Source organism: Acidobacteriota bacterium (assembly GCA_016716905.1).
Lineage (GTDB): Bacteria > Acidobacteriota > Vicinamibacteria > Vicinamibacterales > SCN-69-37 > SYFT01.
In genome coordinates, this window is record JADJUS010000004.1 from 340,820 (window position 1) to 367,778 (window position 26,959).

Sequence of the window (26,959 nt, forward strand, 5' to 3'; positions counted from 1 at the left end):
CCAAACGATGATTGTGCGAATCATGATGTCCTGCTTCCTAGAATCAAGGCCTTGAAGTGAGTCACTAACCCCAAACAATAATCGTGCGGTTCATCGCTGGCCTCCACTGGTGACGTCGGCTTGGATTGCGTTGTCCCACACCAAGGTGTTGTCCCAAACCAAAGTGTTATCCCAGACCAAGGTGTTGTCCCAGACGAGCGTGTTGTCCCAGACCAACGTCTCGCCCCAGACTCGGTTGTCCCAGACCAAGGTGTTATCCCAGACAAGCGTGTTGTCCCAGACCAAGGTGTTGTCCCAAACCAAGGTGTTGTCCCAGACCAAGGTGTTGTCCCAGACCAGGGTGTTGTCCCAGACCAAGGTGTTGTCCCAGACCAGCGTGTTATCCCAGACCAGGGTGTTGTCCCAAACGAGAGTCGTTCCCCACGTCGACTGTTGGCCGAAGGCCATTCCGCCGCCGAAGGATTGTTCGCCGCCGATCGTGTTCGACGTCTGCACCTTGTCGCCGTCCTCGCGCATGGCAAACTTCACGGCCAGGGCGACGTTGATCGACCCGGCGCCTTGCGAGATGAGTCCCTCGCCCGGGATGAACTGCGCCGTGAGCTGCAGCGCCGTCTTCACCTGACGCGGAGTCAGATCCTCATTCGCCTGCAGCAACATTGCCGCCGCGCCGCTCACCACCGCCGCAGCCATGCTCGACCCCGACAGCACCAGGTAGGCCCCGCCGTTCGCGCCGGTCACACGACGCTCCGGCAGCATCTCCCACAGCAGGCTCCGCTTCGAAATGGTCGACACAATCGCATTGCCCGGCGCCACCACGTCCGGCTTCAACAGCGTGTTCTTCGGCAGATCCTGGGGCGTGGCAGGCGCCGGCGTGCCCGGGTCCACAACGGGACCACGCGAGCTGTACGTCGCGACCTTGTCGTCACTCCGGAACACCGTGCCGTTGGTGTTCAACGCGCCCACCGTCAGCGCACCAGGCGTGAAGCCGGGCGACACAATGGCGCCGACAATCGGCACACCCGCCGCGTTCTTGCCCATGTTGCCGGCCGATGCCACCACCACAATGCCCGCGGCCACGGCGCGCTCCACCGCGAGCGCCAGCGGATCGTCGCGATACGCTTCCGATGCCGGGTGACCCAGCGAGAGGTTGATAACTCTGATGTCGAGGCGATAGCGGTATTTGATGCAGTAGTCGATCGCCTCGATCACGTCCGACACATACCCCGAACCATCGTCGCTCAGCACTTTCATGCTGATGAGCGACACGCCCGGCGCCATGCCGATATACGGCGTGCCCTCTGCACTGCGGCTGCCGGCGCCGCTGCCCGCAATCGTGCCCGCCACGTGCGTGCCGTGGCCGTAGCCGTCGCGACCGCCTTCGCGCACGCCGCCCCGCGGGTCCGTGAAGTCGTACGACACCTGCAGGCGATTATTCAGGTCCCCATGCGACGACACGCCGGAGTCCAGCACCGCGACGCCCACTCTCCGGCCGGTGATGCCGCCAAACGCCGAACCCGATTCGCCGCGCCACACCTGGTCGGCGCCTGTGGCCTGCGGCGTGATGGCCATGGTGCTGTAAATCGGCCGGTCTTCCTCGATGAACTTCACGCCAGGGTCGGAAGACAGCGAGTTGACCTCGGTCGACGTCCCGTAAAACACCGCACCCGACGCCATCCGCTTGACCCGCATTTTGTGCGTCCGCTCAAGGCGGTCCACTTCGTCCTGGGGCGCCGTCACGATGACCGGAATCTGCCTGCCGTCGTCGGGCTTTGCCAGCTTCTGCGACAACTCGCGCGACATCCGGGCTCGCTGGCCGTCAGCGGCCATCGCGATGGACGGAAGGGCAAGTCCGACGACGAGAGCGAAGCCCAGGAGGGCGACCCAGACGTGTGACAGGCGATTGGGCGTGTTGTGTGCGTTCATAAAAGCATTCATTCGAAAACGGGGCGAAGACCACCGTGGGCTTGCCGCTGAACCCCGCTCGTACGCACATACCGTACCACCGACGCGCTATAGAGATAACTAGATGGGGATGAAAAAACCGGCCGAAAAGGCCGGATCTCCGTACACTCCTTATTGGCATGCGATCCTGACGCATTACAAAATCGTCAGCCAAACCGCAAAAATGTGTAATTTGTGAGTGTAAGGTCTTCAGGGGAGGGCGACCCCTAAGTCCCATAATTGCCTCATAATACGCCCCATCTGCGTTGGCCGAATGACACTTTTGGACCCGATTTTAGGAGCGTTATGACCCCCTCCCGTATCCTGCGCCTGGCCCTGCTGATAGCACTAGGTGTGGCGGTGGTCATGTTTGCCCGGCAGTGTGGTACCCCACAATCCGGGGCCGATACGGCGCCTCAAACCGGCGGCAAATTGGTGGCCAGTTACCGCACAGAACCCACCCATTTCAACCGTCTCGTGGAGGCGCGGCCGGGGGCTCGTCTGACGGCGTTACTCACGCAGGCCACCCTGCTCCGCGTGGACCCGAACACAGCAGAGTTGGTGCCGCGCCTTGCCACAGAGTGGACCGGAACACCCGACGGATTGACGTGGACGATCACCCTTCGCAGTGGCGTACGTTTTTCCGACGGCACGGCCTTCACCGCGTCGGATGTGTTGTTCACATTCCAGGCGATCTACGACGACCGCGTGAAGAGTCCTCTGGCGCAGGACATGCGCGCCAAAGGCCAGCCCTTCCAGCTGCGCGCCATCGACGATCACCACATCGTGCTCACCTTCCCCTCCCCGTTCGGACAAGGCCTGGCCATTCTCGATAGCGTGCCTATCCTGCCTCGCCACAAACTCCAGGCAGCGTTTGATGCCGGTACGTTCCGCGACGCCTGGAGCCCGAGCTCGAATCTCTCGGAGATGGCTGGTCTGGGCCCGTTCATCCTCAAGGAGTACGTGCCTGCGCAGCACCTGCGATTTGTCAGGAACCCCAACTTCTGGCGCACGGACGCCACTGGACAGAAGCTGCCGTATCTCGACGAACTCGAGGTGCAGATTGTGCCCGAACAAAATGCCGAACTCCTGCGCCTGCAGTCGGGCACGACAGATCTCACCAACGGCGGTGCGCGCGCGGAAGACCTCGCCATGCTGCGCGATGCGGAAACCGCCGGCCGCGTCAGGCTCGTTGATGCCGGCCCCGCGATAGACGTCAGCACACTCTGGTTCAATCTCACTCCAGGTTCGAAGGCCGTCGCTGACAAACCCTGGCTGGCGCAGGAGGCATTTCGCCGTGCGATCTCACACGCGGTGAACCGGCAGGCCATCGTTGACACCGTGCATCTGGGCGCCGCGGTGGTGGTGTATGGCCCGGTGTCACCGGGCCATGGCGACTGGTTCGTGCCCGATCTTGGAGCCACGCCGTTTGACCTCGCTCGCGCGCTCACGCTCCTCACGTCGATCGGTCTGCAGGATCGCAACGGCGACGGCGTGCTTGACGACGCGTCCAATCGGCCCGTCGAGTTTTCGCTCTTCACGCAGAGTGGACACACCGAGCGCGAACGCACGAGCACACTCGTGGGCGAACAGTTGCGCCAGGTCGGCATCAAGGTGAATGTGGTCCCGATGGATCAGCGGGTCGTACAGGCGCGGTTCGGGAGTGGCGACTACGAAGCGATCTACTACGGCGCGCAGGCCAGCTCAAAAGACCCGACCAGCAACCGTGGGTTCTGGTTAAGCAATGGCCCCATGCACTTCTGGAACCCCAATCAGCTGACGCCGGGCTCGGAGTGGGAAGGCCGCATCGACGCGCTCCTGCAGCAGGTGGCCGAGACGATGGACCCTGCCGAACGAAAGCGGCTGTTCACCGAGGCGCAGCAACTCCTCGCCGACCATGTGCCGGCGCTGTGGTTTGCGGCGCCGCATGTGTCCGTGCCGATGAGTGCGCGGGTGGGCGGAGCGAGGCCAACAGTCATCCAGCCGCCGGTGTTGTGGAACGCGGAAGAACTGTTCGTCCTGGGTCCGCGTCGGTGATCCACGCCACGGCGGCGTACGTCGCACGCCGACTGGTGGCCGCGCTCGTTCTCGTGCTCTCGGTGTCAACCGCCGCGTTCGTCCTGGCGCGTCTCGCACCCGGAGATGAAACCACGGCTGACGTGATGGAAGGTGTCGACCCGAAGGTGACCGCGGACACGCGGGAACGGCTCGGACTCGACCGGCCGTTTCCTGTCCAGTTGGCGCACTTCACCTGGGACTTGCTGCGACTCGATCTGGGCGAATCCGCAAGGTACGATCGGCCCGTTGCGGCACTGGTCGGCGAACGCGGCGCCAACACCGCCCGCCTGGCGTTTGTCGCACTGTTGCTCGCCACACTCATCGGACTCCCTCTCGGCGTGGTGACCGGCGCCTACTCCGGGACGTGGTTTTCAAGGCTGCTGTCGATCGCCTCGATCGCCGTACTCGCCTGTCCGCCTCTGGTCGCGGTGTTGGTTCTGCTGTATGTCGCGGCGATCACAGGGTGGGTGTCGGTGGCGTCTGGAGATCTGCTGGTGCCGGCGCTCGCCCTCGGACTGCCTGTCGGCGCGGCACTCGAGCGCCTGCAATCGCAGGCCACACACGACGCCATGGCATCACCCGACCTGCTGGCGGCCGCCGCTCGCGGCATCCCGCCTCATCGGCTGGTCTGGGTGCATGCCGCACGCCAGTCGTTGCGACCCGTGCTGGGCGTCTACGGCATCGTGATCGGCAGCCTCTTCAGCGGTTCGATGGCCGTTGAGTTCGCCACGTCATGGCCCGGACTTGGCCGTTTAATGCTCGAGGCGGTGCAGCACGGCGACGTCCGCCTGGTGGCTGGATGTGTGTTCGCCGGTGGCATCTGCCTCGCCGTCGGCAACCTTGCGGCTGATGCCCTTCGGTCACTCGCCGACCCCAGAGTGAGGGACCTGTCGTGATTCGCCGCGCTGCAGGCGCCGTGTTGCTCGCCATCGTGCTGATGGCGACGGCCGCGCCGTGGATTTCGTCCAACCGTCCCGATCTGCCGTTTGACGATCGCGCGTACGCGCCGCCCATGCGCGTGCATCTGCGCGATGCCGCCGGGTGGCACGCGCCGTTTGTCTACCAGCAGCGTCTCGTCCATCGCATCAACCGCACGTATGTCGACGATCACACGGCCCGCGTGCCGCTGCGATGGTTTGCGAACGGTCACCTCGTGTCGATCGATCCCGGCGCCGGCCCGTTGCTCTGGTGCGGCGCAGACGCACTGGGCCGCGATCTGTGTGCCCGACTCGTGTACGGCGCCAGGTTGTCGCTTGGTGTTGCCGCGCTTGGCGCATTCGGGGCGTTGCTGCTCGGCGCGTTGCTCGGCGCCGTGGCTGGATCCTCCGGTGGCCGCCTCGACACACTCATCACAACAGTGGCCGATTTCGTGCTGGTTCTTCCCGTCGTGTACCTCGTGATCGTGCTGCGCGCCACGCGCCCCCTCGTCATCAGCCCGGCTGAAATGTTCTGGCTCATGACGATCCTGTTCGCGCTTGCGGCCTGGCCCGACGTCGCCCGAGGGGTGCGCGCGATCGTCGCCACCGAGCGTACGCGCGATTATGCCGCCGCCGCACGCGCCCTTGGCGCCGGGCCCTGGCGAGTGATGACCCACCTGTTACCGGCCGCCTACGGATTTCTGCGCATCGAGTTTGTCCTGCTCATCCCGGCACTTCTCGTGGCCGAGTCCACGCTTTCATTCGTTGGCTTTGGATTCGGAGGGGCGACGCCCAGCTGGGGCGGACTGCTGAAGGACGGCGAAGCGTTGACGGCCATGTACTCGGCGCCATGGCTCCTGCTGCCGGCCGCCGCACTCTTTGTCGTCGTGCTCGCGCTCCAAACGGTGGCAGGCGGAAGGCCCGGTTTCCCCGCATCGATCGTTGACACAACGGCCGCGCGCCGATAGCCTCCGGAAGGACGATGAAGATCCGATGAATCTCAGTGGCGTATTTCCCCCGGTGCCGACACCGTTTGATTCGGCGACCGGCGAATTCACACCGGCGGCCCTGACAGCCAACATCAACCGGTTGCTGCGCGCACCGGTGGCCGGCGTACTCGTGCTCGGCTCGAATGGCGAAGCCGGCCTGCTCGATGAGACTGAGGCCGATCGTGTCGTCGCTGCCGCCCGCGCAGTCGTGCCGGCCGGCCGCACGCTGCTGGTGGGCGCCGGGCGCGAGTCCACACGCGCCACGATCGCGGCGTGCGTCCGCGCTGCGGGCAATGGCGCGGACAGCGTGCTCGTTCGTGCGCCGTCGTTTTTTAAGGCGCAGATGACGCACGAGGCGCTCGTCACGCACTACCGCGCGGTGGCCGACGCCTCACCGGTGCCCGTGATGCTCTACAACGTGCCCGGCATGGCAGGCTTCAGCCTCACGGTGCCCATGGTGCGCACGCTGGCCGCACACGCGAACGTGATCGGGATCAAGGAAACCAGCAACGACCTGGAACGCCTCGGCCAGTTCGCGGCGATCACCGACAGCGGTTTCGACGTGCTGGTGGGCTGGGCGCCGGTGGCACACAGCGCGGCCGTGGCGGGTGCGCGCGGTGCCATCATTGCCGTGGCCAACGTGCTGCCTGACGTGTGCACGCAACTGTGGTCCCTGGCCACGGCGGGCCGGCACGCCGAGGCACTTGTGCTGCAACGCCGTATCACCACCATCGCACAGCTGGTGTCGAGCGTGCATGGTGTGGCCGGTCTCAAGTGCGCGCTCGATCTGGTGGGCGCGTATGGCGGGCCCGTGCGCGCCCCGCTCCTGCCGGTGACCGCGGCCGTGGCCGAGGACATCCGCTCGGCGCTTGCTCCATGGCAAGCGTGAGACACACGCGAAGAATGTGACCATGCCAAAATCCGCTCTGCCCACCACTCCACGGCTCCTCATGGGACCCGGTCCATCTCCCGTGTCGGATCGCGTGATGCAGGCCATGGCCGCACCTCCGCGATCACACCTCGACCCGGAGTTTGTTCTCCTGCTCGACGATGTCCGCGCCCGGCTGACGACGCTGTTTCAGGCGCCGGCGGATCACTTCTCATTCGCACTCTCGGGCACCGGCACCACGGGCATGGATGCCGCCGCCGCGAATCTGCTTGAGCCCGGCATGATGGTGCTCTGCGTCGTCAACGGCTATTTCGGCGATCGGCTGGCGCAGGTGTGCGCGCTCCATGGCGCATTTGTCGAGCGGCTCCAGGGCGAGTGGGGACAGGCGATTGATCCCGCGCAGGTTGAGCGGGCGATGAGCGACGGGCGCTTCGACGTGGTGGCCGTCGTCCATGGGGAAACATCCACTGGTGTGCTCAATCCGGTGGGGGACATCGCCGCGATCGCGCAACAACACGATGCCCTGCTGATCGTTGATGCCGTGACGTCGCTCGGGACGGTCCCGGTGGATGTGACGTCGTGGAACGCGGACGCGTGTTATTCCTGTTCGCAGAAAGGGATTGGCGCCCCGTCGGGCCTGGCGCCGATCACGTTCTCGGCGCGCGCGCGCCAGGGGCGCGCAGACACCACGCCGTTTTCACTCGATGTTCAGAAGCTTGAGGACTTCTGGGTCCGGCGCAAGTATCACCACACGATTTCCGCGCCGATGATTTATGCCCTGCACGCCGCCCTCGCCGAGGCTGCTGAAGAGGGCCTTGAGGCGCGCTGGAAGCGGCATGCGGACGCGCACGCCGCGCTGATCTCGGGACTGGACGCCATCGGCCTTCGCCTGCTTCCGGCTCCCGCCCATCGCCTCCCAAGCCTGAACACCGTTTGTGTGCCCGACGGCGTGGACGCGGCCGAGGTGAAGGACCGCATGCTGACCAAGCACCAGATCGAAATTGGTGCCGGACTCGGGCCGCTCGCGGGCAAGGTCTGGCGAATCGGGTTGATGGGAAGCGGCGCCACCATCCACAATGTGGAGAAGGTGGTGACGGCGCTCGCAAAGTCGCTTGGCCGCACACCTCCCCGGAGGTAGGCGCATGGTTCGTCGATATGGGCTCGTGGTTGTCGCCGTTGTCGCGATGGCCTGTGTCACCAATCCCGCCACCGGCCGCAGCCAGCTGAACATGCTGTCCGAAGCCCAGGAGATCGCCCTGGGACGCGAGGCCGATCAGCAAGTTCGTGCCGAGATGGGGGTCTACGACGACGCGGGTTGGCAAGCCTACGTCACGCGTGTGGGTATGGCGATGGCAAAAAAATCGCATCGCCCAAACCTGCCATGGTCGTTTGTCGTCGTGGACGCCTCGGCGGTCAATGCGTTTGCGTTGCCGGGCGGGTTCATCTACGTCACGCGTGGCATCCTGCCGTTTCTGCAGAGTGAAGCGGAACTGGCGAATGTGTTGGGGCATGAGATTGCACACGTCACGGCACTACATGGCGCCAGTGCGTACTCCAAACAACAGCTCAGCGGTATTGGGCTCGGTGTCGGGCGGATCCTTGCGCCCGAGCGGTACCAGGTGCTGTTCGGCGTGGCTGAGGCTTCGCTGAGCTTGTTGTATCTCAAACATGGCCGTGCCGCGGAGATTGAAGCCGATCGCCTCGGCGTGGGCTACGCCTCGTCCAGCGGTTGGGATCCGGCGGGGATGGTCGGTCTCCTCAGCACGCTCGGCCGACTGTCGGAGGCCTCGGGTTCGAGTCGCGGCGTGCCGAACTTCCTCACCACGCATCCGTTGCCTGCCGATCGCATCGAGTCCGTGAAAGCGCTGGTGACTGCCGCCCAGGGACCGGGCGCACAGACGATCAATGCGGCCGAGTTCAGTGGACGGTTGCCTGGCGTGGTGTGGGGTGACAGCCGCGAACAGGGAATCGTGCGCGGACGCGAGTTCGTGCATCCCATCCTGCGGATCGCCCTTCGATTCCCCGACGGCTGGGAGATCAGCAATGGGGCCTCGCAGGTTACGGCGCAGCCTGCGGGCGAGGCGCAGGCGGCAGTGGTGCTGCGAGTGGTGCCGAACGCCACCGGTGGGCCAGCACAGACGGCGCGGGCCCAGATGGCGGCCGCGAAGCTCACCGAAGTCAGTGGCGGCGAAACCACCATCAACGGCCAGCGTGCCTATGTTGGCACCTATCGCGGTGAGCAGGAGGTGGTGCGCGCGGCGTTCATCGTCGCTGGGTCAACAACGTACTTGGTGGCCGGCGTCGCCACCACCCAGGCGTTTGGCAGTGCGCAGGGCACATTCGCGAACACGATCGAATCGTTCCGGACGATGACGCAGGCAGAGGCGGATCAGATCCAGCCCTTCCGCGTCGGCCAGTACACCGTGCGATCGGGCGACACGTGGTCGTCGCTCGCCGCCGCAGCGGCGCCGCGGCCGATTGGCCCGGCCACACTCGCGATCATGAACGGCGCCACGGCCGCGTCCACGCCGCCCGTTAATGCACGCATCCGCGTCGTGGTCGGCGGCTGATGCGGCGAGCGCTGCGATTCGCGCTGGCGGCCGGCGCGATCATGTTCGCAATGCTCTCGTATACGTGGATGACACTGCCGGACGTGCGAGCGCTCGCGAAGACCCCACCGGCGTCAACGGCATTCATGCGCATGCGAGAGGCGCAGGCCGCGTCCCAGGACCGTACGGCGAGGCGGCGCCACCAGTGGGTGAGTTACGACCGCATCTCGCCGAACCTGAAGCGCGCGGTGCAGGTGGCCGAGGACGCGGCGTTCTGGCAGCACCAGGGCCTGGACTTCGACGAGATTCGCGCATCACTCGAGTCCAACTGGGAGCGCGGAGAATTCGCGCGCGGCGCCTCCACCATCACGCAGCAACTTGCGAAGAACCTGTATCTGTCACCCTCGCGGAACCCGTATCGAAAAGTGCGTGAGTTGTTCATCACGCGTCGGCTCGAAGCGGAACTGTCCAAGCGCCGCATTTTTGAGCTCTACCTGAATCTGATCGAGTGGGGCGATGGCATCTGGGGCGCCCAGGCAGCTTCGCTGATCTATTTCGGGATCCCTGCGTCGGACCTGAACCAGACGCAGGCCGCGCTGCTGGCCGGCGCGATCATCAACCCGCGCGTCTACAGCCCCGCGCGTCCCAATGCGCGGTTGCTGCGCCGTCAGCAGATCATTCTGTCGCGAATGGGCTCGGAGTAGCTGCCAGCACCCGTCGCGCGCCCACGTACCGCGATGTCCAATACGACGCTCGCATCTGGTCGATGCGCACCACACCCGATGCGGCGGGCGCGTGCACAAACTCAACGGCACTGATCGCCAATCCCACATGAGACGGCCCGGGTGCGACGGTGGAGAAGAACACCAGGTCGCCCGCACGCACGTTCCGCAGATCCACGCGGGTGCCGAGCGCATACTGCTCGGCGGCGGTGCGGGGTGCCGGCACCGAATGCTGCGCCAGCACGTATCGGACGAATCCGCTGCAATCAAATCCGCTCGCCGGGCTGTCGCCGCCCCAGAGATACGGTACGCCCTGGAATCGCAGCGCGGTCTTCAGCACGGCGCTCGCGACGGGGCTCCACGGCGCCTGATCCGCATTGGGCTTGATCGCAGTCGGCGATGGTACGTTGGGAAACGGCGACGGGTAGGCGCCGCCTTGTGTCATCGCCCGTGCGGCACAGACCGCCGACGACATTGAGAGCACCATTACCAGGCCGATCCGCCAGGCGCGGTTCGCGCGTTGCATCACCGCCATATCGGCCGTTCGGGTGCCGGCCGCCATGGCATGGCTCTAACCTGCTGATAACGTTGATGTTACCTCCCGTCACCGCTTGACACCGCGTCCCAGCTGACCGACAATGAGCGCCAGTACCGTCATGGAACAGACGCTGTTGCTCAACGCCACCTACGAACCCTTGCGGGTCGTTCACTGGCAAAAAGCGATCACGCTTTGGTGCCAGGGCAAGGTCGAGATCGTTTCGGTGTACGACCGCGAGATACGCGCGGTCACATTCAGCATGAAGTTGCCGTCGGTCATTCGCCTTCTTCGAAGGATTCGGGTGCGGCGACGGTTGGACTACGTGCCGTTTTCACGCGCCAACATCTACGCGCGGGATGATCATCGTTGTCAATATTGCGGAGCCGTGTTCCCGACGGCCGAACTGACGTTTGACCACGTCGTACCGGTCGCGCAGGGCGGTCGCAAGGACTGGGAAAATATTGTGACCTGCTGCATCACCTGCAATCGGCGCAAGGGTGGTCGCACGCCGGCTCAGGCGCACCTGCACTTGATTCGACCACCCAAACGTCCCGACAAGGCGCCGGCGATTCGCATCACGTTCGGCTTGCGGAACGCGCCCGAGAGCTGGCGCGACTACGTCTACTGGAACGTCGAATTGGACGACGTGTAGTTCGTGCCGGTGCTGACCTCTCTCCGTCCGAGCGCCGCGGTACACGGCGGACGGGTCACGTTGCTGGGTACGGATCTCCCGATTCCATCCGACGGTCCTCCGGACGTCACGATCGGCGGCGTGAAGAGTCGCGTCGTGTTTGCGTCGCGCCGGGCCATCGAGGTGCTGGTGCCCGCCGATGCGGCAGGGGGGAGATTGCCGGTGCAGGTCGCTGACGTGCCGGAAGGCGCGCTGGCGCTCGACGTCGCGACCGTGTTGGTGAGTGGCGTCCACCAGGTCGATAGCCCGCTCTGTACCGCGGACGGCGCGGTGTACTTCACCCATAGCGGCACCCGTGGCGCGAAGGCTCCAGTGCCACTCGGCCGGTTGAATCCCGACGGCACACAGGATGCGATGGCGGTCGACATCGCCAACCCCACGTCACTGGCCCTGGGACCCGATGGCACCGTCTATGTGTCCAGCCGCTTCGAGGGGCAGATCTACCAGCTCACTCGGGATGGCCGCGCCGAACTGTACGCGACCGACCTCGGCGTGGCGACCGGCCTGGCGTGCGGCGCAGACGGCACCCTGTACGTCGGCGATCGCACCGGCACCATCTTCCGGATCAGCGCGGGCAAGTCAGGCGAGTCCACGCGCCATGTGGAGCCATTCGCGACGATTCCAGCGAGCGTGGCGGCGTTCCACCTTGCGATGGGGCCCGATGGATGCCTCTATGTCACGGCGCCCACCCTTGCGGCACACGATGTGATCTACCGCGTGACGCCGCAGCGCGAAGTGCAGGTGGTGTGCGGAGGGTTCGGGCGTCCGCAGGGACTCGCCTTCGACGCGTCGGGCATGCTCTTCGTGGCCGACGCGCTGGCCGGGGCCTCGGGGCTCTATCGCGTGGACGTGTGCGACACAGCGCCCGTTGCCGAACTGGTGATTGCGGCGCCGCACCTGGTCGGCGTCGCGTTCGACGCGCAGGGCCGATGGTTGTTGTCGTCGAGCGACACCCTCTTTCGGATGCCGCCCTCAGGCGTCTGAGTCCTCGTCCAGCCTGGTGATGGTGAATCCGGTGAACCCGTAGATCGCCGACACGACCGGGTTGATCAGATTAAAGAATGCGTACGGCAGGTACGCGATGGTGGCCACGCCAAGCGTCTGCGCCATGAACGCCCCGCAGGTGTTCCATGGCACCAGCGGGGAGGTCAGGGTGCCGGCATCCTCCAGGCATCGTGAGAGATTCTGGGGCGCCAGTTGGCGACGCTTGAACTCGGCCTTGAACATGCGCCCTGGCAGCACGATCGCCATGTACTGGTCGGAGGCCAGGATGTTCATGCCGATCGAGGTGGCGAGCGTGGCGGCAATCAGGCTACCCGTGCCGCGGACGGCCCCGAGGATGGCCTCGGCGATGCGACCGAGCATGCCGGTTTTCTCCATCACGGCGCCAAACGTCATCGCCGCCAGAATCAGCCACACCGTATTGAGCATACTGGCCATGCCGCCGCGCGACAGCAAGTCGTCGAGGGCCGCATTCCCCGAGGTCAGGGCAAAACCCGTGGCCAGTGATTGCCAGCAGCCCTTGACGAGGGCAGCCCAGTGGGGAATGTCCGGCGAGGCCGCGAGTGTCGTCACCGCGCCGGGCTGAAAGATCACAGCGAAGACACACCCGATGAGCGTGCCCACCATCAGAGCGGGCGTCGCCGGCACTTTTTTCACGACCAAGATCAAAACCAGCACCACGGGCAGCAGCAGATGCGGGCCGATGGCGAAGCTGGCGCCAAGTGATGCGCGAATCGCATTGACGGCGGCGGTGTCGTGGGGCGCCGCCGTGGTGAGCCCGATCACGGTGAACAGGATCAGGGCGAGCAGGATGCTCGGCGTGGTGGTCCACAGCATGTGGCGGATGTGGGTGAACAGTTCGGTGCCGGCCATGGCAGGAGCCAGGTTGGTGGTGTCGGACAGTGGCGACATCTTGTCGCCGAAATAGGCTCCGGAGATGACGGCGCCGGCGGCCAGGCCCATGTTCAGGTTCTGCGCGGCCGCAATCCCGATGAGCGCCACTCCCACCGTGCCCGCCGTCGTCCAGGAGCTTCCGGTGGCGAGCGACACGAGGCAACACAACACGCATGCGCTTGGAAAAAACACGGCCGGTGTGAGCAGCTGCAGGCCGTAGTAGATCATCGTGGGCACCACGCCCGCGAGAATCCATGAGCCGATCAGCGCGCCCACAATCAGCAGGATCAAGACGGCGCTCATCGAGAGCGAGATCCCGTGCACAATGCCGTCCTGCAGGTCCTTCCACGAGTGGCCCAAACGCAGGCCGACGGCGGCGGCGATGGTTGCCGCGAGGATCAGCGCGATTTGATTCGGTCCTCCCGAGTTCGAGTCGCCGAACAGGGCCACCGACCCCGCCAGGAGCATGACGAGCATGGCGACGGGGAACAGCGAAAGGGCGAGCGACGGCTTTTTGATCAGTGTGCTCATATCTGTCTCAGGAATCTTCCGAGGGCCGCGATGATAGCATCCCTACTTTCCCATGGCTGCGCTGTCTGGTGTCCGTGTGCTCGACTTGTCGAGACTCCTGCCCGGTGGGTTCGCCACCCTGATGCTCGCGGAGTTGGGCGCCGAGGTCATCAAGGTCGAAGACCCGCGTGGCGGCGATCCCATGCGCCAGTTGCCGCCGTTTGTCGAAGGACGCAGCGTCTACGACCTGCTGCTCAATCGCGGCAAACGCAGCATCGTCCTTGACCTGCGCAAGCCCGAGTCCGGCACTGTGCTCGACGCACTGGTGGCGCGCGCCGACGTTGTCGTGGAGAGCTTTCGTCCGGCGACGGCGCGCCGCCTTGGAGTCTCTGGTCCTCAACTTCGGGAAAAATATCCGCGCCTGGTGCACGCGGCGATCACCGGATACGGCCAGACGGGACCGTACGCCGAACGCCCCGGTCACGACCTGAACTATGTGGCGGTCACCGGCGTGCTCGCGGCCGACCGCCCGCATCCCGCGCATTTGCCGAAGATGTTCATGGCCGATGTCGGTGGCGGCGCGATGAGCGCAGTAGTCGCCATGATCGCCGCGCTGTTTGCCCGCACGACGACCGGGCAGGGCGCGAGCCTGGACCTGTCGATGCAGGATGCGGCGTTGTTCTGGGTGATGCTGCCTGGCGCGGCGGACCTCGTCGACGGCGGCGGCGCCGCAGTCGGCGAGTTGCCGACGTTCGGCGAACACGCCTGTTACAACGTCTACGAGACGCATGATGGGCGCCAGGTCGCGCTTGGTGCGATGGAAACGAAATTCTGGACGACCTTTTGTGACGCGATCGGCAGGCCCGACCTTCGCGCCCGTCATCTGACCGGCCCCGAGGATCAAGCTGCGGTCATTCGGGATGTGCGCGAGATCTTCCGTTCGCGGACACAAGCGGAATGGCTGGCGTTTTTTGAAGGGCGAGACGTTTGCCTGTCGCCCGTCAACACACCCGCCGAGGCATTTGCCGACCCCAACATTGCCGCTCGAGGCACGATGGTGCAGGGAAATGGGCTTCGCGCGGTGCGATCGCCGTTCGGACACGCGCCCGTTGCCCTGGGCGCCGCGCCAATGTTGGGCCAGGATACGGCCGACGTTCTCGGGGCGCTCGGCATAAAATAACAAGAACCACATGGCGCACGACTGGATCGCCGTCCGCGGGGCGCGCGTACACAACCTGAAAAACGTCGATGTGGACCTGCCGCGCGACCAACTGGTCGTCATCACGGGACTCTCGGGATCGGGTAAGTCCTCGCTCGCCTTCGACACGATCTACGCGGAAGGGCAGCGGCGGTACGTCGAGTCCTTGTCCGCGTATGCGCGGCAATTCCTGGAACAGATGGAGAAGCCGGATGTCGATTTAATCGACGGTCTGTCGCCGGCCATCTCGATCGAGCAGAAGACGACCGGGTCCAATCCCCGGTCCACGGTCGGCACCGTAACCGAAATCTACGACTACCTGCGGTTGTTGTTCGCGAACATCGGCGTGCCCCATTGCCCGGTGTGTGACCACGAAATTGCCTCGCAGTCCCTCGACCGGATCGTGGACGTGGTGCTGCTCTATCCTCCTGATGCGCGCATCAACATCCTCGCGCCGGTAGTCAGGGGCCGCAAGGGCGAGTTCAAGAAAGACCTCACGGCCCTGCGCGGTCGTGGGTTTACGCGGGCGCGCATTGACGGCGAGTTCATCTCGCTCGAGGACGAGATCGTCCTCGACAAACGCAAGAACCACACGATCGAGGTGCTGGTCGATCGCGTGATCGTGAAGGACGGCATCAGGCGCCGGCTCTCCGACTCGCTCGAACTGGCGCTCACACTCGCCGACGACATCGTGATCATCAACACGTTTGAAGGCGGCGACCGGTTGTTCTCGCGCCGCATGGCGTGCCCGAATTGCGACATCAGCATTCCGGAGATGACGCCCAGGGCGTTCTCCTTCAACTCGCCGCACGGTGCCTGCCCGGATTGCCAGGGCCTGGGTGCGGTGTTCGATTTTGATCCCGCGCGGGTGGTGCCTGACGATCGGCTGTCGCTGGTGGATGGCGCCGTGGCTCCGTGGGCGAAGGGCGACAAACGTCTGCTGACCGAGATGCTCGAGGGGTTGCAGCGCGCCTTCGGCATCGATGCCGCCATGCCGTTTGGCAGGCTGCCGAAAAAATCCAGGGACATCGTGTTCATGGGGGCGCCGGGCAAACGTGGCAAGACCGCCAAGGACGTGTTCGGGGCAGACTTCGAAGGCGTCATCCCGAATCTGCGTCGCCGGTTCAGTGAAGGGTCCTGGACCGACCAGGAGGCGCTCGAGCCCTATCGCGCACTGCGCCCCTGCCTGTCGTGCCAGGGTGAGCGCCTGCGCTCCGAGAGCCGCGCCGTGCGGGTCAAGGGCCGGCGGCTGACCGACTACGTCAGCCAGCCCATCGCCGATGCCCTGCCGATGGTGGAGGCCATGGAGCTGACCGAGCGCGAGTTCCTGATCGCTGGTCGCGTCCTCAAGGAAATCCGGGACCGGTTGCGCTTCCTGTCGGATGTGGGCGTCGGTTACCTCACCCTGTCGCGCAGCGCCGCCACGCTCTCGGGTGGAGAAGGGCAGCGCATCCGGCTGGCGACGCAAATCGGCTCGCAGCTCACGGGCGTGTTGTACGTGCTCGACGAGCCCTCGATTGGCCTGCACCAGCGCGACAACCGGCGGCTGCTTGGCACCCTGAGCCGGCTCAGGAATCTGGGAAACACGGTGCTCGTGGTCGAACATGACGAGGAGACCATCCGCACGGCCGACTACGTGGTGGACCTGGGGCCGGGCGCCGGTGAACACGGAGGCCATGTGATCTTCCAGGGCCGGCCGCAGCAGTTGATGGCGTCACCGGGCGCGTCGCTCACAGGGCAGTACCTGACCGGCGCACGCGCCATTGAGGTGCCGCCGATCCGGCGCCCCGGCAACGGCGGCCGCATCGTGGTGCGCGGCGCGAGGGCCAACAACCTCAAGGACCTCGACGTCACCTTTCCGCTGGGGACATTAATTGCGGTGACCGGCGTCTCCGGCTCGGGCAAGTCCACCCTCGTCAACGAGATCCTGTACCGATCGCTCGCGCGCACGATTTATCGCGCGACCGATGAGCCGGGCGCGCACGGCAGCATTGACGGCATCGAACTCATCGACAAGATCATCCAGATCGATCAGTCACCGATCGGTCGGACCCCGCGCTCGAACCCGGCCACCTACACCGGGCTGTTCACGTTCGTGCGCGAGTTGTTCGCGATGTTGCCCGACGCCCGCGCGCGCGGATACAAAGCGGGACGGTTTTCGTTCAACGTCAAGGGCGGGCGGTGCGAAACCTGCCAGGGCGACGGCGTGATTGCCATCGAGATGCACTTCCTGCCCGACGTGTATGTCACGTGCGAGGAATGCAAGGGCCGTCGCTACAATCGCGAGACGCTCGAGATCGGGTATCGCGGCAAGTCCATCGCCGATCTGCTGGAGTTGACCGTTGATCAGGCGCTCGAACTGGTCGAACATTTTCCGCCCATCGCCACGCGCCTGAGAACCCTTCAGGAAGTGGGCCTCGGCTACATCACGCTCGGGCAGTCGGCCACGACGTTGTCGGGCGGCGAGGCTCAGCGCGTCAAGTTGTCGCGCGAGCTCGCACGCCGCGGCACGGGCCGCACCATGTACATCCTCGACGAGCCGACCACGGGCCTGCATTTCGAAGACGTGCGCAAGTTGCTGGACGTGCTCCACCGTCTGGTTGAACAAGGCAACACAGTGGTGGTGATTGAGCACAACCTGGATGTCATCAAGTGCGCGGACTGGGTGATCGATCTTGGGCCGGAGGGTGGACAGGGCGGCGGACAGGTGGTGGCCGCCGGGCCGCCAGAAGTGATTGCCCGCACCTCAGGCTCTGCCACCGGTCAGTATCTGGGACCGGCGCTCGGGGCCGGAGCGGAGGTGGCGGTTTCATGACGCTGTGTCAGGAAACACACAAGCCGAAGGGCGCCTTGTGTGGCTCATCGGCCACACAAGCGCCAGACTGGCAGAATTCGTGTTCCTGAATTGTATGGATAAGTCTTTCTATTTGAAGACTTTAGGTGGCTTCGTGCCCTGTCAACCGGAGTTGGCAGTGAGATTGCTATAGGAAGGGTGTCAGCGTTCTCGATGCCTGCTCAACGCACCCTTCGCAAAGTGGCCTCCTGCACCGGGATTGGTCTGCATTCCGGCCAGAGAGTGTCGATTTCTCTCAAGCCCGCTCCGGCCAACTTCGGGATCCGGTTCCTGCGCGCCGACCTCGGCGTGGAGATTCCGGCCGACGTCTCCTGCCTCGGGGCTGTTCAGCAACTCCAGACCGGCCTGCGGAAAGGCGACGCGTCGGTTGAGACCGTGGAGCACCTGCTGTCGGCCCTGACATCGCTCGGGGTGGACAACGTGCTGGTGGAACTGAACCAGGCCGAAGTGCCCATCATGGACGGCTCGGCTGCGCCCTGGGTGTATCTGATTCAGAGCGCCGGGACACGGGACCTGGCCGCGCCGCGGCAGACGATGGAGATTCTGTCCACGGTGGAAGTGCGTGACGGAGACAAACGCATCGCGGTGCACCCGTCAGATCGTTTCAAGGTCAGCTACACCATCAGCTTTGACCACCCCCTGCTGCGCCATCAGGAGATGACGCTCGATATCAACGAACAGACATTCGTGGATGAAATTGCGCCGGCGCGCACCTTTGGTTTCCTCAAGGAAGTGGAAATCCTGCGCCAGCGCGGACAGGCCCTTGGCGGTTCCCTCGACAACGCGGTGGTGATTGGCGAGACCGGCGTGCTGAACCCGCTGCGGTTTGATGATGAATTTGTGCGGCACAAGATGCTGGACGCGATTGGCGACCTGGCCCTGGTGGGGCACCCGATTCGCGGGCATCTGGTGGTGCAGCGGGGCGGACACGCCCTGCATACGGCGTTCGCCAAAGAACTTCTCCGCCGGCCCGACGCGTGGCGCCTGGTGGATTCGCGTGAGCACGTCCCGGCCACCGCCGTGGCCGTTCCCGTCCGTCAGTCCGCCCGCTAGGCGGCCCTTCCTTCCACTTTTCAGTCGCCGTCCGTGGCTTCGCTGGCCTTGCGGACCACCGCGATCAGCCGTTCGTTTTCGAACCGGTTGAAGCTCATGAACAGGCTTTCCTTCAGATAGACACGCAGCTCCTCGGGCGTGAGCTGGTTGATCAGATGCTGGAACTCCCGCTCCACTTCCTCGAAGCCGTAGTCGAGGTCGGCTCGCCGCGCGAGGTCGCGCGAGATGGTCTCGATCACGGCGAGTACGTCGCCATCGGTGTCCACAGGGGTGCCGGCGCTGGTGGTGATCGTGCGCATCTCAGCCTCCGAAACTGGCCAACGCCGAGGCCTGATCGGCGTAGACCTCAAGGAAGTTGTGGGCCCCGGTCATGGTCAGCATGGTCTCAACCCGCTTCTGCACGCCTGAGAGCTTCAACTGGCCCCCGGCGGTGCTGGCCTGCCGGTACAGGTCCATCAGACAGCCAATCGTGGCGCTGTCCACGTAACTGACGGTGCCCAGGTCCACCAGGATCTGTTTTTCCCCTGCGGCCACCAGGCCGGCGACCGTGGTCGCAAAGTCCGAGAGGATGGGATAAGTCAGCCGCGTTTCGGTGACGTGCGCCACCACCACGTTGCCGTGACGAGAAGTCGTGACATTCATTCGTTTCCTCCGCGCGAAGCCATGGAGCCCGGCGGCCTGTGTGATTGAAGACGGCGGATTTGACGGGCCAGTTCAAGCCGCCCTCGATTGATACGCGATTTGACGGTGCCTTCGGGAAGTCCCAGCTGATCGGCAATTTCCTGGTACGAGAACTCCTGCAGGTCACGCAGCGTCACCGCCTGACGCAGCGTGGCCGGCAGCTCCGCCAGCGCCTGGCGGATGAGGGACTTCAGATCGACCTGTTCGAGTTCTCCAAGTGGTGTGCGCTCATGGGAGACGGGCGACAGCTCCGACGCGTCCACGCCCCGCGCCATCGTGGCGCGTTCCTTGCGCACCGAGCGGTAGTGATCGATGCAGAGATTCCGGCTGATGCTGATGAGCCAGGTCTGGAAGTTGGCGCGGCGGTCGAAGGTGTGCAGCGCCTTGAAAATTTTGATGAAGACATCCTGCGTGAGGTCTTCGGCCTCGTCGTGACGGCCGACAAACTTGTACGCCAGGTTGAAGATCTTGCGGCGATGCGTGCGTACGATCTCCTCCCACGCGACCTGGTCACCTGCCAGGCAGCGTGCGATCAAGGCGTCCATGGCCTCGTTGGGCGCGGGGGAGGGATCAGATGACATCAGACGGGCCGTGACCGCAAATCATATCGTGGAAACGGCCCCGCCCTGCGCCGATCAGCGGCAGTGCGGTGGGCTACAATCAGAGGCCCTGTGCCTGGATTCCACCGCCGCCACGGCGCACTGATGTGCGATGACGTGCCGCTCACGGCCATAGCCGAGGCAGCCGGTACGCCGTTGCACGTGTACAGCCGGGCGCTGCTCAGCACGCGCGTCCGGGAACTGGACGCGGCGTTTGCGGCGTACCCGCACGACCTCCACTACGCCATCAAGGCCAACGCCACGCTGGCCGTGGTGCGCGAGATTCGGAGTCAGGGCGCGCATGCCGACGCCAATTCCGGCGGCGAGATTGACGTCGCCCTGCGTGCCGGATTTGCGCCGGACCAGATTGTGTTTACCGGCGTGGGCAAAACACACGATGAGCTGGTGCGAGCCGTCACGATGGGCCTCAAGGCCATCAACGCCGAATCGCCCGGTGAAATGGAACGCATCGACGCCATCGCCACGGCGCATGGCACTCGTGCCCGGGTCGCACTGCGGATCAACCCGGACGTGGACGCGGGCAGCCATCCCCACATTTCCACGGGCCTTCGCGCCAACAAGTTCGGCATGACTCCCGCGCAGGCACACGGCATGGCCACGGCCATGGCCGCGCGGGATCACCTGCATGTGGTGGGCCTGCATGTGCACGTGGGCTCACAAATCACCAGCGCTGATCCGCTACGCCTTGGTGCGGCTGCGATCGCCGATCTGGCGCGGGCGCTGGCTGCAGACGGCATCCCACTCGAGCACCTCGACGTGGGCGGCGGACTCGGCATTGCGTACGAACCGGGCCAGGCCGTGTTGTCGGTGGACGACTACGCGGCCGCCGTGTTGCCGGTGGTCCGCCCCACCGGCCTGCGCCTGATCCTCGAGCCCGGACGATGGATTACCGCGCCCGCCGGTGTGCTCCTCACGCGCGTCGTGGACATGAAAGAACAAGCCGGCGGGCGCTGGTTCGTGATTGTGGACGCCGGCATGACCGACCTGCTGCGCCCGGCCCTGTACGGCGCGTGGCACACCATCGAGGCCGTGACGCCGCGTGAGGGCGCGCCCATCGCGTGCGACGTGGTGGGGCCGGTGTGCGAATCCAGCGACACCCTCGGCCGCGGCCGGGAATTGCCGCCGGTCGTTGTCGGAGACTTGCTGGCGGTCCGCGACACCGGTGCGTATGGGGCGATAATGGCGTCGAATTACAACCGCCGGCCCATGGCGGCCGAGACCATGGTCGACGGCCCCAACTGGCGCCTGGTACGGCGCCGCCAGACCGTAGACGACATGTTGCAGTGGGATGAGTGATGCTGATTGCGTTTGAAGGTCTGGATCAGAGCGGCAAGGAAACCCAGGCTCGGCACCTGCGTGCGCGGATCGAACAGGACCGGAAGGTCCATCCGCTGTCGTTTCCGGACTATGAGACGCCGATTGGCCGCGAGATTGCCAAGGCGCTGGCCGGCGAGCGGGAGTTTGGCCCCGACGTGATGCAACTCCTCTACGTCGCCAATCGGTGCGAGTACCTGCCAAAAATCGAGATGTGGCTCGCGGCAGGTTCTGTGGTGATGTGCGATCGCTACCGGGCGTCGAGCATCGCGTATGGCGAGGCGCAGGGCCTCGATCCCGCGTGGCTCAACGACATTCAGCGCTATCTGCCGCCGGCCACGATCACGGTCCTGCTCGACATCGCGCCTGAGACTGCGGTTGAGCGCAAGGCGACGGGACGCGATCGGTACGAGCGCGATTTGTCGCTGCTGTCGCGCGTGCGCGAGAGCTACCGGCGCCAGGCGGAGCAGTCCGACTGGGTGCTCATCAACGGCGAGGCATCAAAAGACGACGTGTGTGCGGCGGTGGAGGCCGCCGTGCTGCCCCGGTTGCCCCAGCGGTAAGCGTGACGGCGCGCGCGGCGGTCAACGCGCCGATCCACTCCACACCTTCCGCGCGCAGCACGCGGCTGCACGCATCCAGCGTCGCCCCCGTCGTCATCACGTCGTCGACCAGGACGACCCGCCGCGGGTGGCGGGCACGAGGACCGGCCCAGAGCGGCGAGAGCGCATACGCCCCCACCACATTGGCCCGCCGATCATCGCCGCTGAGCCCTGCCTGGGGCGGGCGAAGTGACCATCGCTTCAATGGGCGCCACACCGGCTGCCCGAGGGCCATTGCCAACTCGTCGGCCTGATTGAACCCGCGGCGCAATCGCCGCCAGGGGTGCAGCGGAACGGGTACAACCGCATCGGCCTCGGCGAGCAGGCCTGCGCCTGCGTGGCGCATCAGGGCGCCCAGCGGCGCCCCCAGCGACCGAAGACCCCGGTACTTGAGGGCGTGGATGATCTGCCGCAGCGGGCCCTCGTACAGCCCGCAGGCGCGGGCCTGGTCAAATGGTGGGGGATGGGCGATGCAACGCGCGCATCGGCCGGTGGTGATGATTCGCCACGACTTCAGAGGTTCGCCGCAGGAGTCGCACCACGGCGGGCTTACTGTCCGGATGGAGTTCCAGCACAGACGGCAAACCGGTCCACGGCGGCCGGTGCCGAGTGTCAGGCCGCAGGCCGCACATGCCGGATCAAACAGCGCGGCCAGTGCGGCGTCGGCCCATTGATTGATTGCCACCGCGCTGTCCGGGTCCAAGAACCCTGCCAGCGTCTCGTGGCGCGCGGCTGGAGTTCAGCGCGGTCTAGACCCGCGCTGTGTGTAAATTTCTGCGATGTCCGCGCCCGTTCAGGGTGCAGAAACCTCGATCGGTTCGGCGCCGCCCCACAAGCGCTCAAGCGCATAAAACGTGCGCCGCGTCGGCAGGAAGATGTGGACGATGAAGTCGAAGTAGTCCATCAGGATCCACTCACCGCGCCGGTAGCCTTCAACAAGCGCCGGCTTCTGGCCGGCAACCCTGAGGGCGGCCTCGATGCCATCGGCAATCGCCTGCACTTGTCTCATATTCGTCCCGGTGCAGACGATGAAGAAGTCGGTAAAGGCTGTGGAGTTGCGCAAGTCCAGGACCGTGAGGTCCACCGCGAGTTTGTCCTGCGCAGCGGCGATGGCGGCCTTGACGTCGGCGGGCAGGCGCGGCTTGGCCACGCGTTTTTCCGGAGCGGCCTGGGCGGCGGCCTTTGCGGTCGCCGGTCTCGGCTTTGCCCCGCCCGCCGGCCTCGGCCTTGACGCAGCCGCTGGCCGTCGGGCCGGCGCGGCCTTGGCTTTGGCCTTTTTCTTCACGGGGGCTTTTTTTGCACGTGCAGCGGACGTGGTGCGGGGGGCGGCGGTGCGCGCGGGCCTGGCGGTCTTACTCATGCGACTCCTCGGTAAAGAGCGTTTCTGTCGATATATTCGGCCACCGCTGGCGGCACGAGACCCGCGAGCGATGAACCGGCAGACGCCAGTGCCCGGATCTTCGTTGAAGACACCGGCGCGGTTGGCGCGTCCACTAAGAAGATACTCGGTTGCAACCGGTCGTCGTAGTCGCCGGGGTCGCGCATGCGCGCGGCAAGAGCCGGCAGGGTCTGGCGCAGGCCAGGTGCCGGATGCCCCGGGCGTGACACGACGACGAAGTGGCAGCGGCTCAGCAACGTTTCGGCGGCTTTCCACGAGAGGATACCCGCGAACGCGTCGGCGCCGGTGATCACGTGCAAGGTATCCAGTGCCGTGCCTGCTGCCACAAGCCGGTCAAGGGTGTCCACGGTGTACGACGGCGTGTCGGCCGTCATCTCAATGTCCGAAACCCGGAGCCAGGCGGCCGACTTTGCGGCCAGAGCCACCATCGCCCGGCGGTGTGCTGCCGTCGCCTGCGGAGCCAATCGATGCGGCGGGACACGTGCCGGCACCAGGTGGACCGTCTCGAGCGACAGGGCGTCATGCGCGGCCCGTGCCACGTCAAGATGGCCGCAGTGAATCGGGTCGAACGTCCCACCAAGCCAGCCCTGACGGACGCGGCTCACTGCGGCTGCGACTCCGCGTGCGCCGCGACAGCCGTCCACATGGCTTCAAGCAGCGCCGGCAGGCCTTCTCCGGTCACCGCGGAGATGGGATAGAGAGGGACCTTGTGTTTCTTGAGGTGCTTGGTCAGTTTCTTCAGGCGCTCCGGATCGTCGAGGGCGTCGATCTTGTTGGCCACCGCGATTTGCGGCTTGGACGCCAGGGCCTCGGCCATGTCGTCGCCGCTGCCCTGGAACATCTTCAACTCGTTGCGGATGACATCGAAGTCGCTGACCGGGTCGCGTCCTGAGAATGACGACACGTCAATGAGATGCACCAGCACCTTGGTGCGTTCCAGATGCGCAAGAAATTTCATCCCGAGCCCGTGGCCCTCGTGCGCGCCTTCGATAAGGCCCGGCACGTCGGCCACCACAAAGTTCCGGTCGCCTGTGAGACTGACCACGCCCAGGTTGGGCGTGAGCGTCGTGAACGGGTAATCCGCAATCTTGGGCTTGGCCGCCGAGATGCGGGCGATGAGGGTGGACTTGCCGGCGTTGGGATATCCCACGAGACCGACATCCGCCAGCAGTTTCAAGCGGAGGCGCAGCGTGCGTCCTTCGCCGGCTTCACCGGGCTCGTGTTTGCGGGGCGCGCGGTTGGTGGCGGTCGCAAACGCGGAGTTGCCTCGTCCGCCACGTCCACCCCTGGCGACGAGGACGCGGTCTCCCACTGCGGCGAGGTCCCCGAGGGGAATCAGGTCGCCGTCTTCAGTTTTTTCGTACACGACCGTGCCTGGCGGAACCTCTAGCGTCAGGTCGTCGCCGTCGGCGCCGGTGCAATTGGAGCCTTGCCCGTGCACGCCGCGCTGGCCGTTGAACTCAGGATGGAAGCGGTAGGTAACGAGCGTGTTCTGGTGGAGTGTGGCGACGAGGTAAACCGACCCGCCATGGCCGCCATCTCCGCCGCTTGGCCCGCCGCGGGGTACAAACTTCTCGCGGCGGAAGGCCATGCAGCCGTTGCCGCCATCGCCCGCCTGAACGCGAATCTCGACTTCGTCTACGAACAACTACGCCTTGTCGGCGCTCGGCGCTGCGCTGGGGACGATGCTGATGAAGCGGCCGCGCTGGCCCTGATCACTGAACTTGACGGTGCCGGTGACCTTGGCGAAGAGCGTGTCGTCTTTACCGAGGCCCACGAACAGGCCCGGCTTGAACTTCCGGCCGCGCTGCCGCACGAGGATGGAACCACCCGGCACGAGTTTGCCGTCGTGTTCCTTGACCCCAAGGCGCTGCGCGTTACTGTCGCGACCGTTACGGGAACTTCCCTGACCTTTTTTAGTAGCCATCGTGCTGTCCTGATGTCGTAAAGCGCCTGGGCGTCAGGCGTTGATTGCCGTGACCTTCACGCGGGTGGACTGCGTGCGGTGGCCGATCGTCTTGCGCTCCGTCTTGCGGCGCTTCATTTTGAAGACGCGAATCTTTTTTCCCTGCGTCTGCTCTTCGATCACTCCGGTGACCGTGGCGCCGGCCACATAGGGAGCGCCGGTCACGATGTCGCCAGTGGCGGTCTCGAGCAGCAGCACCCGTTCAAACGTGTATTCCGCGCCGGGTTCAAGGTCCAGGCGGTCGACCACAACAACTGCGCCCGGGGTGACCTTTTCCTGCCGGCCACCGGCTTCGACAATGGCGAACATCTGCAACTCTCCCAACAATCTTCGAGGAATACCCATATGGACCCCCTGGAGGGGGCCCCGTGGAACCTCCAAGGCTACCACTTCGGCCCCATTCATTTCAAATGAGGCCAGGGGCCGGCCCATTACGGGCGTTCAGCGCAGAAGTGTCCTTGTGCCCTTGATCTTCTGCGTACTAAGCGTGCTCAGGAACCCCGGGAGGAGCCTGTCGATCAGCTCGAAATACGATGACAGCGGAGGGGTGTTGTTCGTCGCGCTGTACAGCGTCTCCTCGCGGAACGACTCGCTGTAGAGCTGCACCCCGGTCCGGCCATCAATAAAGATGAACTTCGGCACCAGCGCATACCCCCGGCGGTCTTCGAACCGGCGTACCGGCGTCACCGCCCGGCGGCCGGTCTGATCGATGGTCTCCTGGGTGGTCGAAAACATGCCGCTGGACTGCACATCGGTGAACAGCACCGAGCCGGTGATGATCAACGGAGCCTGGTACTCCTCGCCAATCTTCTTCCAGTAGTCCACGTCGGCGAAGATGGCCTCGTATTCCTGCAGGTCCTTCTCGTTCTTAATCCGCGGCTCGTCGGCAGCGGTAGCGGCGGGCGTCGTGGCCGGGATTTCTCCCGACGCGCGCCGCCGGCGGTCGACCTCGTCCACCAGCGACAACACGTCGGAGTCAATGACCTTCAGGTCCGACTTCGTGCGCAACTGGCTGCGCAGCAGGCGCACCGTCTCGGTATTGGGGTCCACGTCTTTTGACCCGCCTCCGAGGAAGCCGAGAATCAGGACGCGCTGAAACGACGAGACATCGAGCTTGGCCTGGATAGGCGTCTCGATCCCGATGTCGTAAAACCGCAGGCAACTGGACGCGCCAACGGTCAACCCGAGGCTAACGAGTGCGGCGACGGTTTTGGCGCTCATAGATCTCCATGAACATGTCGTAGTTCTGCCGGATGAAGTTGTTCTTCGGATCGAGGGTCGTGGCCTTGTCGTAGGCCTTCTTGGCTTCGGCAAATTTGCCCTGCTGCTCGTACGCAATGCCGAGGTTGTTCCACGCCGCGCTGTACGTCGGGTCCAGCTCGACGGCTTTCTCCCACCGGAACTCTGCTTCTTTCCAGAGCGCCTTCTGGGCAAGTTCAATACCGAAATCCACCTGCTCCTTGGCTTCCGAGCGGCGGTCTGCAGACAGCGGCGCAGCGAACACCAGCGCCAGCACAAGTGATAACGCGTATTTCATAGCTGTGTGCCCCACTATACCCCCGTACGTCTCCC

At 65.0% G+C, this 26,959-nt stretch carries 28 protein-coding genes; 14 read left to right on the plus strand and 14 right to left on the minus strand.

The window, feature by feature from the left end; all coding sequences use genetic code 11:
• Window positions 1-90: 90 nt before the first annotated feature.
• Window positions 91-1,923 (minus strand): S8 family serine peptidase, encoded by a 1,833-nt coding sequence (locus IPL75_05425; protein ID MBK9239695.1) that lies wholly within the window; start codon window positions 1,921-1,923, stop codon window positions 91-93.
• 324 nt (window positions 1,924-2,247) lie between these two features.
• Here IPL75_05425 and IPL75_05430 point away from each other — a divergent pair, with 324 nt between their 5' ends.
• From IPL75_05430 to mtgA, 7 genes are read left to right on the plus strand one after another with little or no spacing between them, the layout of a single operon-like run.
• Complete coding sequence (locus tag IPL75_05430) at window positions 2,248-3,978, plus strand: ABC transporter substrate-binding protein (GenBank protein MBK9239696.1); 1,731 nt, start codon at window positions 2,248-2,250, stop codon at window positions 3,976-3,978.
• Window positions 3,975-4,895, plus strand: a complete 921-nt coding sequence (locus IPL75_05435; GenBank protein ID MBK9239697.1) for an ABC transporter permease — start codon at window positions 3,975-3,977, stop codon at window positions 4,893-4,895. The genes IPL75_05430 and IPL75_05435 overlap by 4 nt, the downstream gene beginning before the upstream one ends.
• Window positions 4,892-5,884, plus strand: coding sequence for an ABC transporter permease subunit (locus IPL75_05440; protein ID MBK9239698.1), 993 nt, complete (start codon window positions 4,892-4,894; stop codon window positions 5,882-5,884). The genes IPL75_05435 and IPL75_05440 overlap by 4 nt, the downstream gene beginning before the upstream one ends.
• A gap of 25 nt (window positions 5,885-5,909) precedes the next feature.
• Window positions 5,910-6,794, plus strand: a complete 885-nt coding sequence (locus IPL75_05445; protein MBK9239699.1) for a dihydrodipicolinate synthase family protein — start codon at window positions 5,910-5,912, stop codon at window positions 6,792-6,794.
• A 22-nt stretch (window positions 6,795-6,816) separates the two neighbouring features.
• Complete coding sequence (locus IPL75_05450; GenBank protein ID MBK9239700.1) at window positions 6,817-7,932, plus strand: alanine--glyoxylate aminotransferase family protein; 1,116 nt, start codon at window positions 6,817-6,819, stop codon at window positions 7,930-7,932.
• A 4-nt stretch (window positions 7,933-7,936) separates the two neighbouring features.
• Window positions 7,937-9,364: a M48 family metalloprotease gene (locus tag IPL75_05455; GenBank protein ID MBK9239701.1), complete on the plus strand. Its 1,428-nt coding sequence runs from the start codon at window positions 7,937-7,939 to the stop codon at window positions 9,362-9,364.
• Entirely contained in the window at window positions 9,364-10,047 is a 684-nt protein-coding gene (mtgA, locus tag IPL75_05460; protein ID MBK9239702.1) for a monofunctional biosynthetic peptidoglycan transglycosylase, read from the plus strand. The genes IPL75_05455 and mtgA overlap by 1 nt, the downstream gene beginning before the upstream one ends.
• Here the strand turns inward: mtgA and IPL75_05465 are convergent.
• Entirely contained in the window at window positions 10,019-10,627 is a 609-nt protein-coding gene (locus IPL75_05465; protein ID MBK9239703.1) for a C40 family peptidase, read from the minus strand. The two genes, mtgA and IPL75_05465, sit on opposite strands and share 29 nt — an antisense overlap.
• A 94-nt stretch (window positions 10,628-10,721) precedes the next feature.
• Between IPL75_05465 and IPL75_05470 the strand changes: the two genes are divergently transcribed.
• Both IPL75_05470 and IPL75_05475 read left to right on the plus strand, forming a co-directional pair.
• Window positions 10,722-11,255: an HNH endonuclease gene (locus tag IPL75_05470; protein MBK9239704.1), complete on the plus strand. Its 534-nt coding sequence runs from the start codon at window positions 10,722-10,724 to the stop codon at window positions 11,253-11,255.
• A gap of 9 nt (window positions 11,256-11,264) precedes the next feature.
• Window positions 11,265-12,278, plus strand: a complete 1,014-nt coding sequence (locus IPL75_05475) for a hypothetical protein (GenBank protein MBK9239705.1) — start codon at window positions 11,265-11,267, stop codon at window positions 12,276-12,278.
• Here IPL75_05475 and nhaC read toward each other — a convergent pair.
• Entirely contained in the window at window positions 12,267-13,721 is a 1,455-nt protein-coding gene (nhaC, locus tag IPL75_05480; protein MBK9239706.1) for a Na+/H+ antiporter NhaC, read from the minus strand. The two genes, IPL75_05475 and nhaC, sit on opposite strands and share 12 nt — an antisense overlap.
• Window positions 13,722-13,773: 52 nt before the next feature.
• Here nhaC and IPL75_05485 point away from each other — a divergent pair, with 52 nt between their 5' ends.
• From IPL75_05485 to IPL75_05495, 3 genes are all read left to right on the plus strand, one after another.
• On the plus strand, window positions 13,774-14,880 hold the full coding sequence (locus IPL75_05485; protein ID MBK9239707.1) for a CoA transferase: 1,107 nt from the start codon (window positions 13,774-13,776) through the stop codon (window positions 14,878-14,880).
• Window positions 14,881-14,890: 10 nt separating this feature from the next.
• Complete coding sequence (uvrA, locus tag IPL75_05490; GenBank protein ID MBK9239708.1) at window positions 14,891-17,713, plus strand: excinuclease ABC subunit UvrA; 2,823 nt, start codon at window positions 14,891-14,893, stop codon at window positions 17,711-17,713.
• Between the two features lie 192 nt (window positions 17,714-17,905).
• Window positions 17,906-18,805, plus strand: a complete 900-nt coding sequence (locus IPL75_05495; protein MBK9239709.1) for a UDP-3-O-acyl-N-acetylglucosamine deacetylase — start codon at window positions 17,906-17,908, stop codon at window positions 18,803-18,805.
• Between the two features lie 20 nt (window positions 18,806-18,825).
• On the opposite strand, the gene IPL75_05500 is transcribed toward IPL75_05495, so the two are convergent.
• The 3 genes from IPL75_05500 to IPL75_05510 are packed head-to-tail and all read right to left on the minus strand — an operon-like array spanning window position 18,826 to window position 20,067.
• Window positions 18,826-19,104, minus strand: a complete 279-nt coding sequence (locus IPL75_05500; protein ID MBK9239710.1) for a hypothetical protein — start codon at window positions 19,102-19,104, stop codon at window positions 18,826-18,828.
• A gap of 1 nt (window position 19,105) precedes the next feature.
• Complete coding sequence (locus IPL75_05505) at window positions 19,106-19,447, minus strand: STAS domain-containing protein (GenBank protein MBK9239711.1); 342 nt, start codon at window positions 19,445-19,447, stop codon at window positions 19,106-19,108.
• Window positions 19,444-20,067 (minus strand): sigma-70 family RNA polymerase sigma factor, encoded by a 624-nt coding sequence (locus IPL75_05510; protein ID MBK9239712.1) that lies wholly within the window; start codon window positions 20,065-20,067, stop codon window positions 19,444-19,446. The genes IPL75_05505 and IPL75_05510 overlap by 4 nt, the downstream gene beginning before the upstream one ends.
• Before the next feature lie 123 nt (window positions 20,068-20,190).
• Here IPL75_05510 and lysA point away from each other — a divergent pair, with 123 nt between their 5' ends.
• Entirely contained in the window at window positions 20,191-21,402 is a 1,212-nt protein-coding gene (lysA, locus tag IPL75_05515) for a diaminopimelate decarboxylase (protein ID MBK9239713.1), read from the plus strand.
• Entirely contained in the window at window positions 21,402-21,983 is a 582-nt protein-coding gene (gene tmk, locus IPL75_05520) for a dTMP kinase (protein ID MBK9239714.1), read from the plus strand. The genes lysA and tmk overlap by 1 nt, the downstream gene beginning before the upstream one ends.
• Here tmk and IPL75_05525 read toward each other — a convergent pair.
• The 8 genes from IPL75_05525 to IPL75_05560 form a co-directional block, all read right to left on the minus strand.
• Window positions 21,907-22,707 carry a ComF family protein gene (locus tag IPL75_05525; protein MBK9239715.1) on the minus strand — a complete coding sequence of 267 codons (801 nt, stop codon included), beginning with the start codon at window positions 22,705-22,707 and terminating at the stop codon, window positions 21,907-21,909. The two genes, tmk and IPL75_05525, sit on opposite strands and share 77 nt — an antisense overlap.
• 108 nt (window positions 22,708-22,815) lie before the next feature.
• Window positions 22,816-23,157, minus strand: a complete 342-nt coding sequence (rsfS, locus tag IPL75_05530; protein ID MBK9239716.1) for a ribosome silencing factor — start codon at window positions 23,155-23,157, stop codon at window positions 22,816-22,818.
• 221 nt (window positions 23,158-23,378) lie between these two features.
• Window positions 23,379-24,026, minus strand: coding sequence for a nicotinate-nucleotide adenylyltransferase (gene nadD, locus IPL75_05535; GenBank protein MBK9239717.1), 648 nt, complete (start codon window positions 24,024-24,026; stop codon window positions 23,379-23,381).
• Window positions 24,023-25,069, minus strand: a complete 1,047-nt coding sequence (obgE, locus tag IPL75_05540; GenBank protein MBK9239718.1) for a GTPase ObgE — start codon at window positions 25,067-25,069, stop codon at window positions 24,023-24,025. Before obgE ends, nadD begins: the two co-directional genes overlap by 4 nt.
• Window positions 25,070-25,348: a 50S ribosomal protein L27 gene (gene rpmA, locus IPL75_05545; protein ID MBK9239719.1), complete on the minus strand. Its 279-nt coding sequence runs from the start codon at window positions 25,346-25,348 to the stop codon at window positions 25,070-25,072.
• Between the two features lie 33 nt (window positions 25,349-25,381).
• Window positions 25,382-25,732 carry a 50S ribosomal protein L21 gene (rplU, locus tag IPL75_05550; protein ID MBK9239720.1) on the minus strand — a complete coding sequence of 117 codons (351 nt, stop codon included), beginning with the start codon at window positions 25,730-25,732 and terminating at the stop codon, window positions 25,382-25,384.
• 96 nt (window positions 25,733-25,828) lie between these two features.
• A complete protein-coding gene (locus IPL75_05555; protein ID MBK9239721.1) occupies window positions 25,829-26,608 on the minus strand; it encodes a hypothetical protein in 780 nt (259 codons plus the stop codon).
• Window positions 26,577-26,924, minus strand: a complete 348-nt coding sequence (locus IPL75_05560) for a tetratricopeptide repeat protein (GenBank protein MBK9239722.1) — start codon at window positions 26,922-26,924, stop codon at window positions 26,577-26,579. The genes IPL75_05555 and IPL75_05560 overlap by 32 nt, the downstream gene beginning before the upstream one ends.
• Window positions 26,925-26,959: the final 35 nt, after the last annotated feature.

What these genes read in the sequence shown, in the direction of transcription:
- IPL75_05500 (MBK9239710.1), bottom strand. Translation starts at nt 19,104, where the DNA reads ATGCGCACGATCACCACCAGCGCCGGCACCCCTGTGGACACCGATGGC.
- IPL75_05445 (MBK9239699.1), top strand. Translation starts at nt 5,910, where the DNA reads ATGAATCTCAGTGGCGTATTTCCCCCGGTGCCGACACCGTTTGATTCG.
- rplU (MBK9239720.1), bottom strand. Translation starts at nt 25,732, where the DNA reads ATGGGTATTCCTCGAAGATTGTTGGGAGAGTTGCAGATGTTCGCCATT.
- nhaC (MBK9239706.1), bottom strand. Translation starts at nt 13,721, where the DNA reads ATGAGCACACTGATCAAAAAGCCGTCGCTCGCCCTTTCGCTGTTCCCC.
- IPL75_05465 (MBK9239703.1), bottom strand. Translation starts at nt 10,627, where the DNA reads ATGGCGGCCGGCACCCGAACGGCCGATATGGCGGTGATGCAACGCGCG.
- IPL75_05510 (MBK9239712.1), bottom strand. Translation starts at nt 20,067, where the DNA reads ATGTCATCTGATCCCTCCCCCGCGCCCAACGAGGCCATGGACGCCTTG.
- rpmA (MBK9239719.1), bottom strand. Translation starts at nt 25,348, where the DNA reads ATGGCTACTAAAAAAGGTCAGGGAAGTTCCCGTAACGGTCGCGACAGT.
- IPL75_05485 (MBK9239707.1), top strand. Translation starts at nt 13,774, where the DNA reads ATGGCTGCGCTGTCTGGTGTCCGTGTGCTCGACTTGTCGAGACTCCTG.
- IPL75_05455 (MBK9239701.1), top strand. Translation starts at nt 7,937, where the DNA reads ATGGTTCGTCGATATGGGCTCGTGGTTGTCGCCGTTGTCGCGATGGCC.
- IPL75_05450 (MBK9239700.1), top strand. Translation starts at nt 6,817, where the DNA reads ATGCCAAAATCCGCTCTGCCCACCACTCCACGGCTCCTCATGGGACCC.
- mtgA (MBK9239702.1), top strand. Translation starts at nt 9,364, where the DNA reads ATGCGGCGAGCGCTGCGATTCGCGCTGGCGGCCGGCGCGATCATGTTC.
- IPL75_05470 (MBK9239704.1), top strand. Translation starts at nt 10,722, where the DNA reads ATGGAACAGACGCTGTTGCTCAACGCCACCTACGAACCCTTGCGGGTC.
- IPL75_05505 (MBK9239711.1), bottom strand. Translation starts at nt 19,447, where the DNA reads ATGAATGTCACGACTTCTCGTCACGGCAACGTGGTGGTGGCGCACGTC.
- tmk (MBK9239714.1), top strand. Translation starts at nt 21,402, where the DNA reads ATGCTGATTGCGTTTGAAGGTCTGGATCAGAGCGGCAAGGAAACCCAG.
- lysA (MBK9239713.1), top strand. Translation starts at nt 20,191, where the DNA reads ATGTGCGATGACGTGCCGCTCACGGCCATAGCCGAGGCAGCCGGTACG.
- IPL75_05560 (MBK9239722.1), bottom strand. Translation starts at nt 26,924, where the DNA reads ATGAAATACGCGTTATCACTTGTGCTGGCGCTGGTGTTCGCTGCGCCG.
- IPL75_05430 (MBK9239696.1), top strand. Translation starts at nt 2,248, where the DNA reads ATGACCCCCTCCCGTATCCTGCGCCTGGCCCTGCTGATAGCACTAGGT.
- IPL75_05555 (MBK9239721.1), bottom strand. Translation starts at nt 26,608, where the DNA reads ATGAGCGCCAAAACCGTCGCCGCACTCGTTAGCCTCGGGTTGACCGTT.
- IPL75_05425 (MBK9239695.1), bottom strand. Translation starts at nt 1,923, where the DNA reads ATGAACGCACACAACACGCCCAATCGCCTGTCACACGTCTGGGTCGCC.
- IPL75_05495 (MBK9239709.1), top strand. Translation starts at nt 17,906, where the DNA reads ATGCCTGCTCAACGCACCCTTCGCAAAGTGGCCTCCTGCACCGGGATT.
- uvrA (MBK9239708.1), top strand. Translation starts at nt 14,891, where the DNA reads ATGGCGCACGACTGGATCGCCGTCCGCGGGGCGCGCGTACACAACCTG.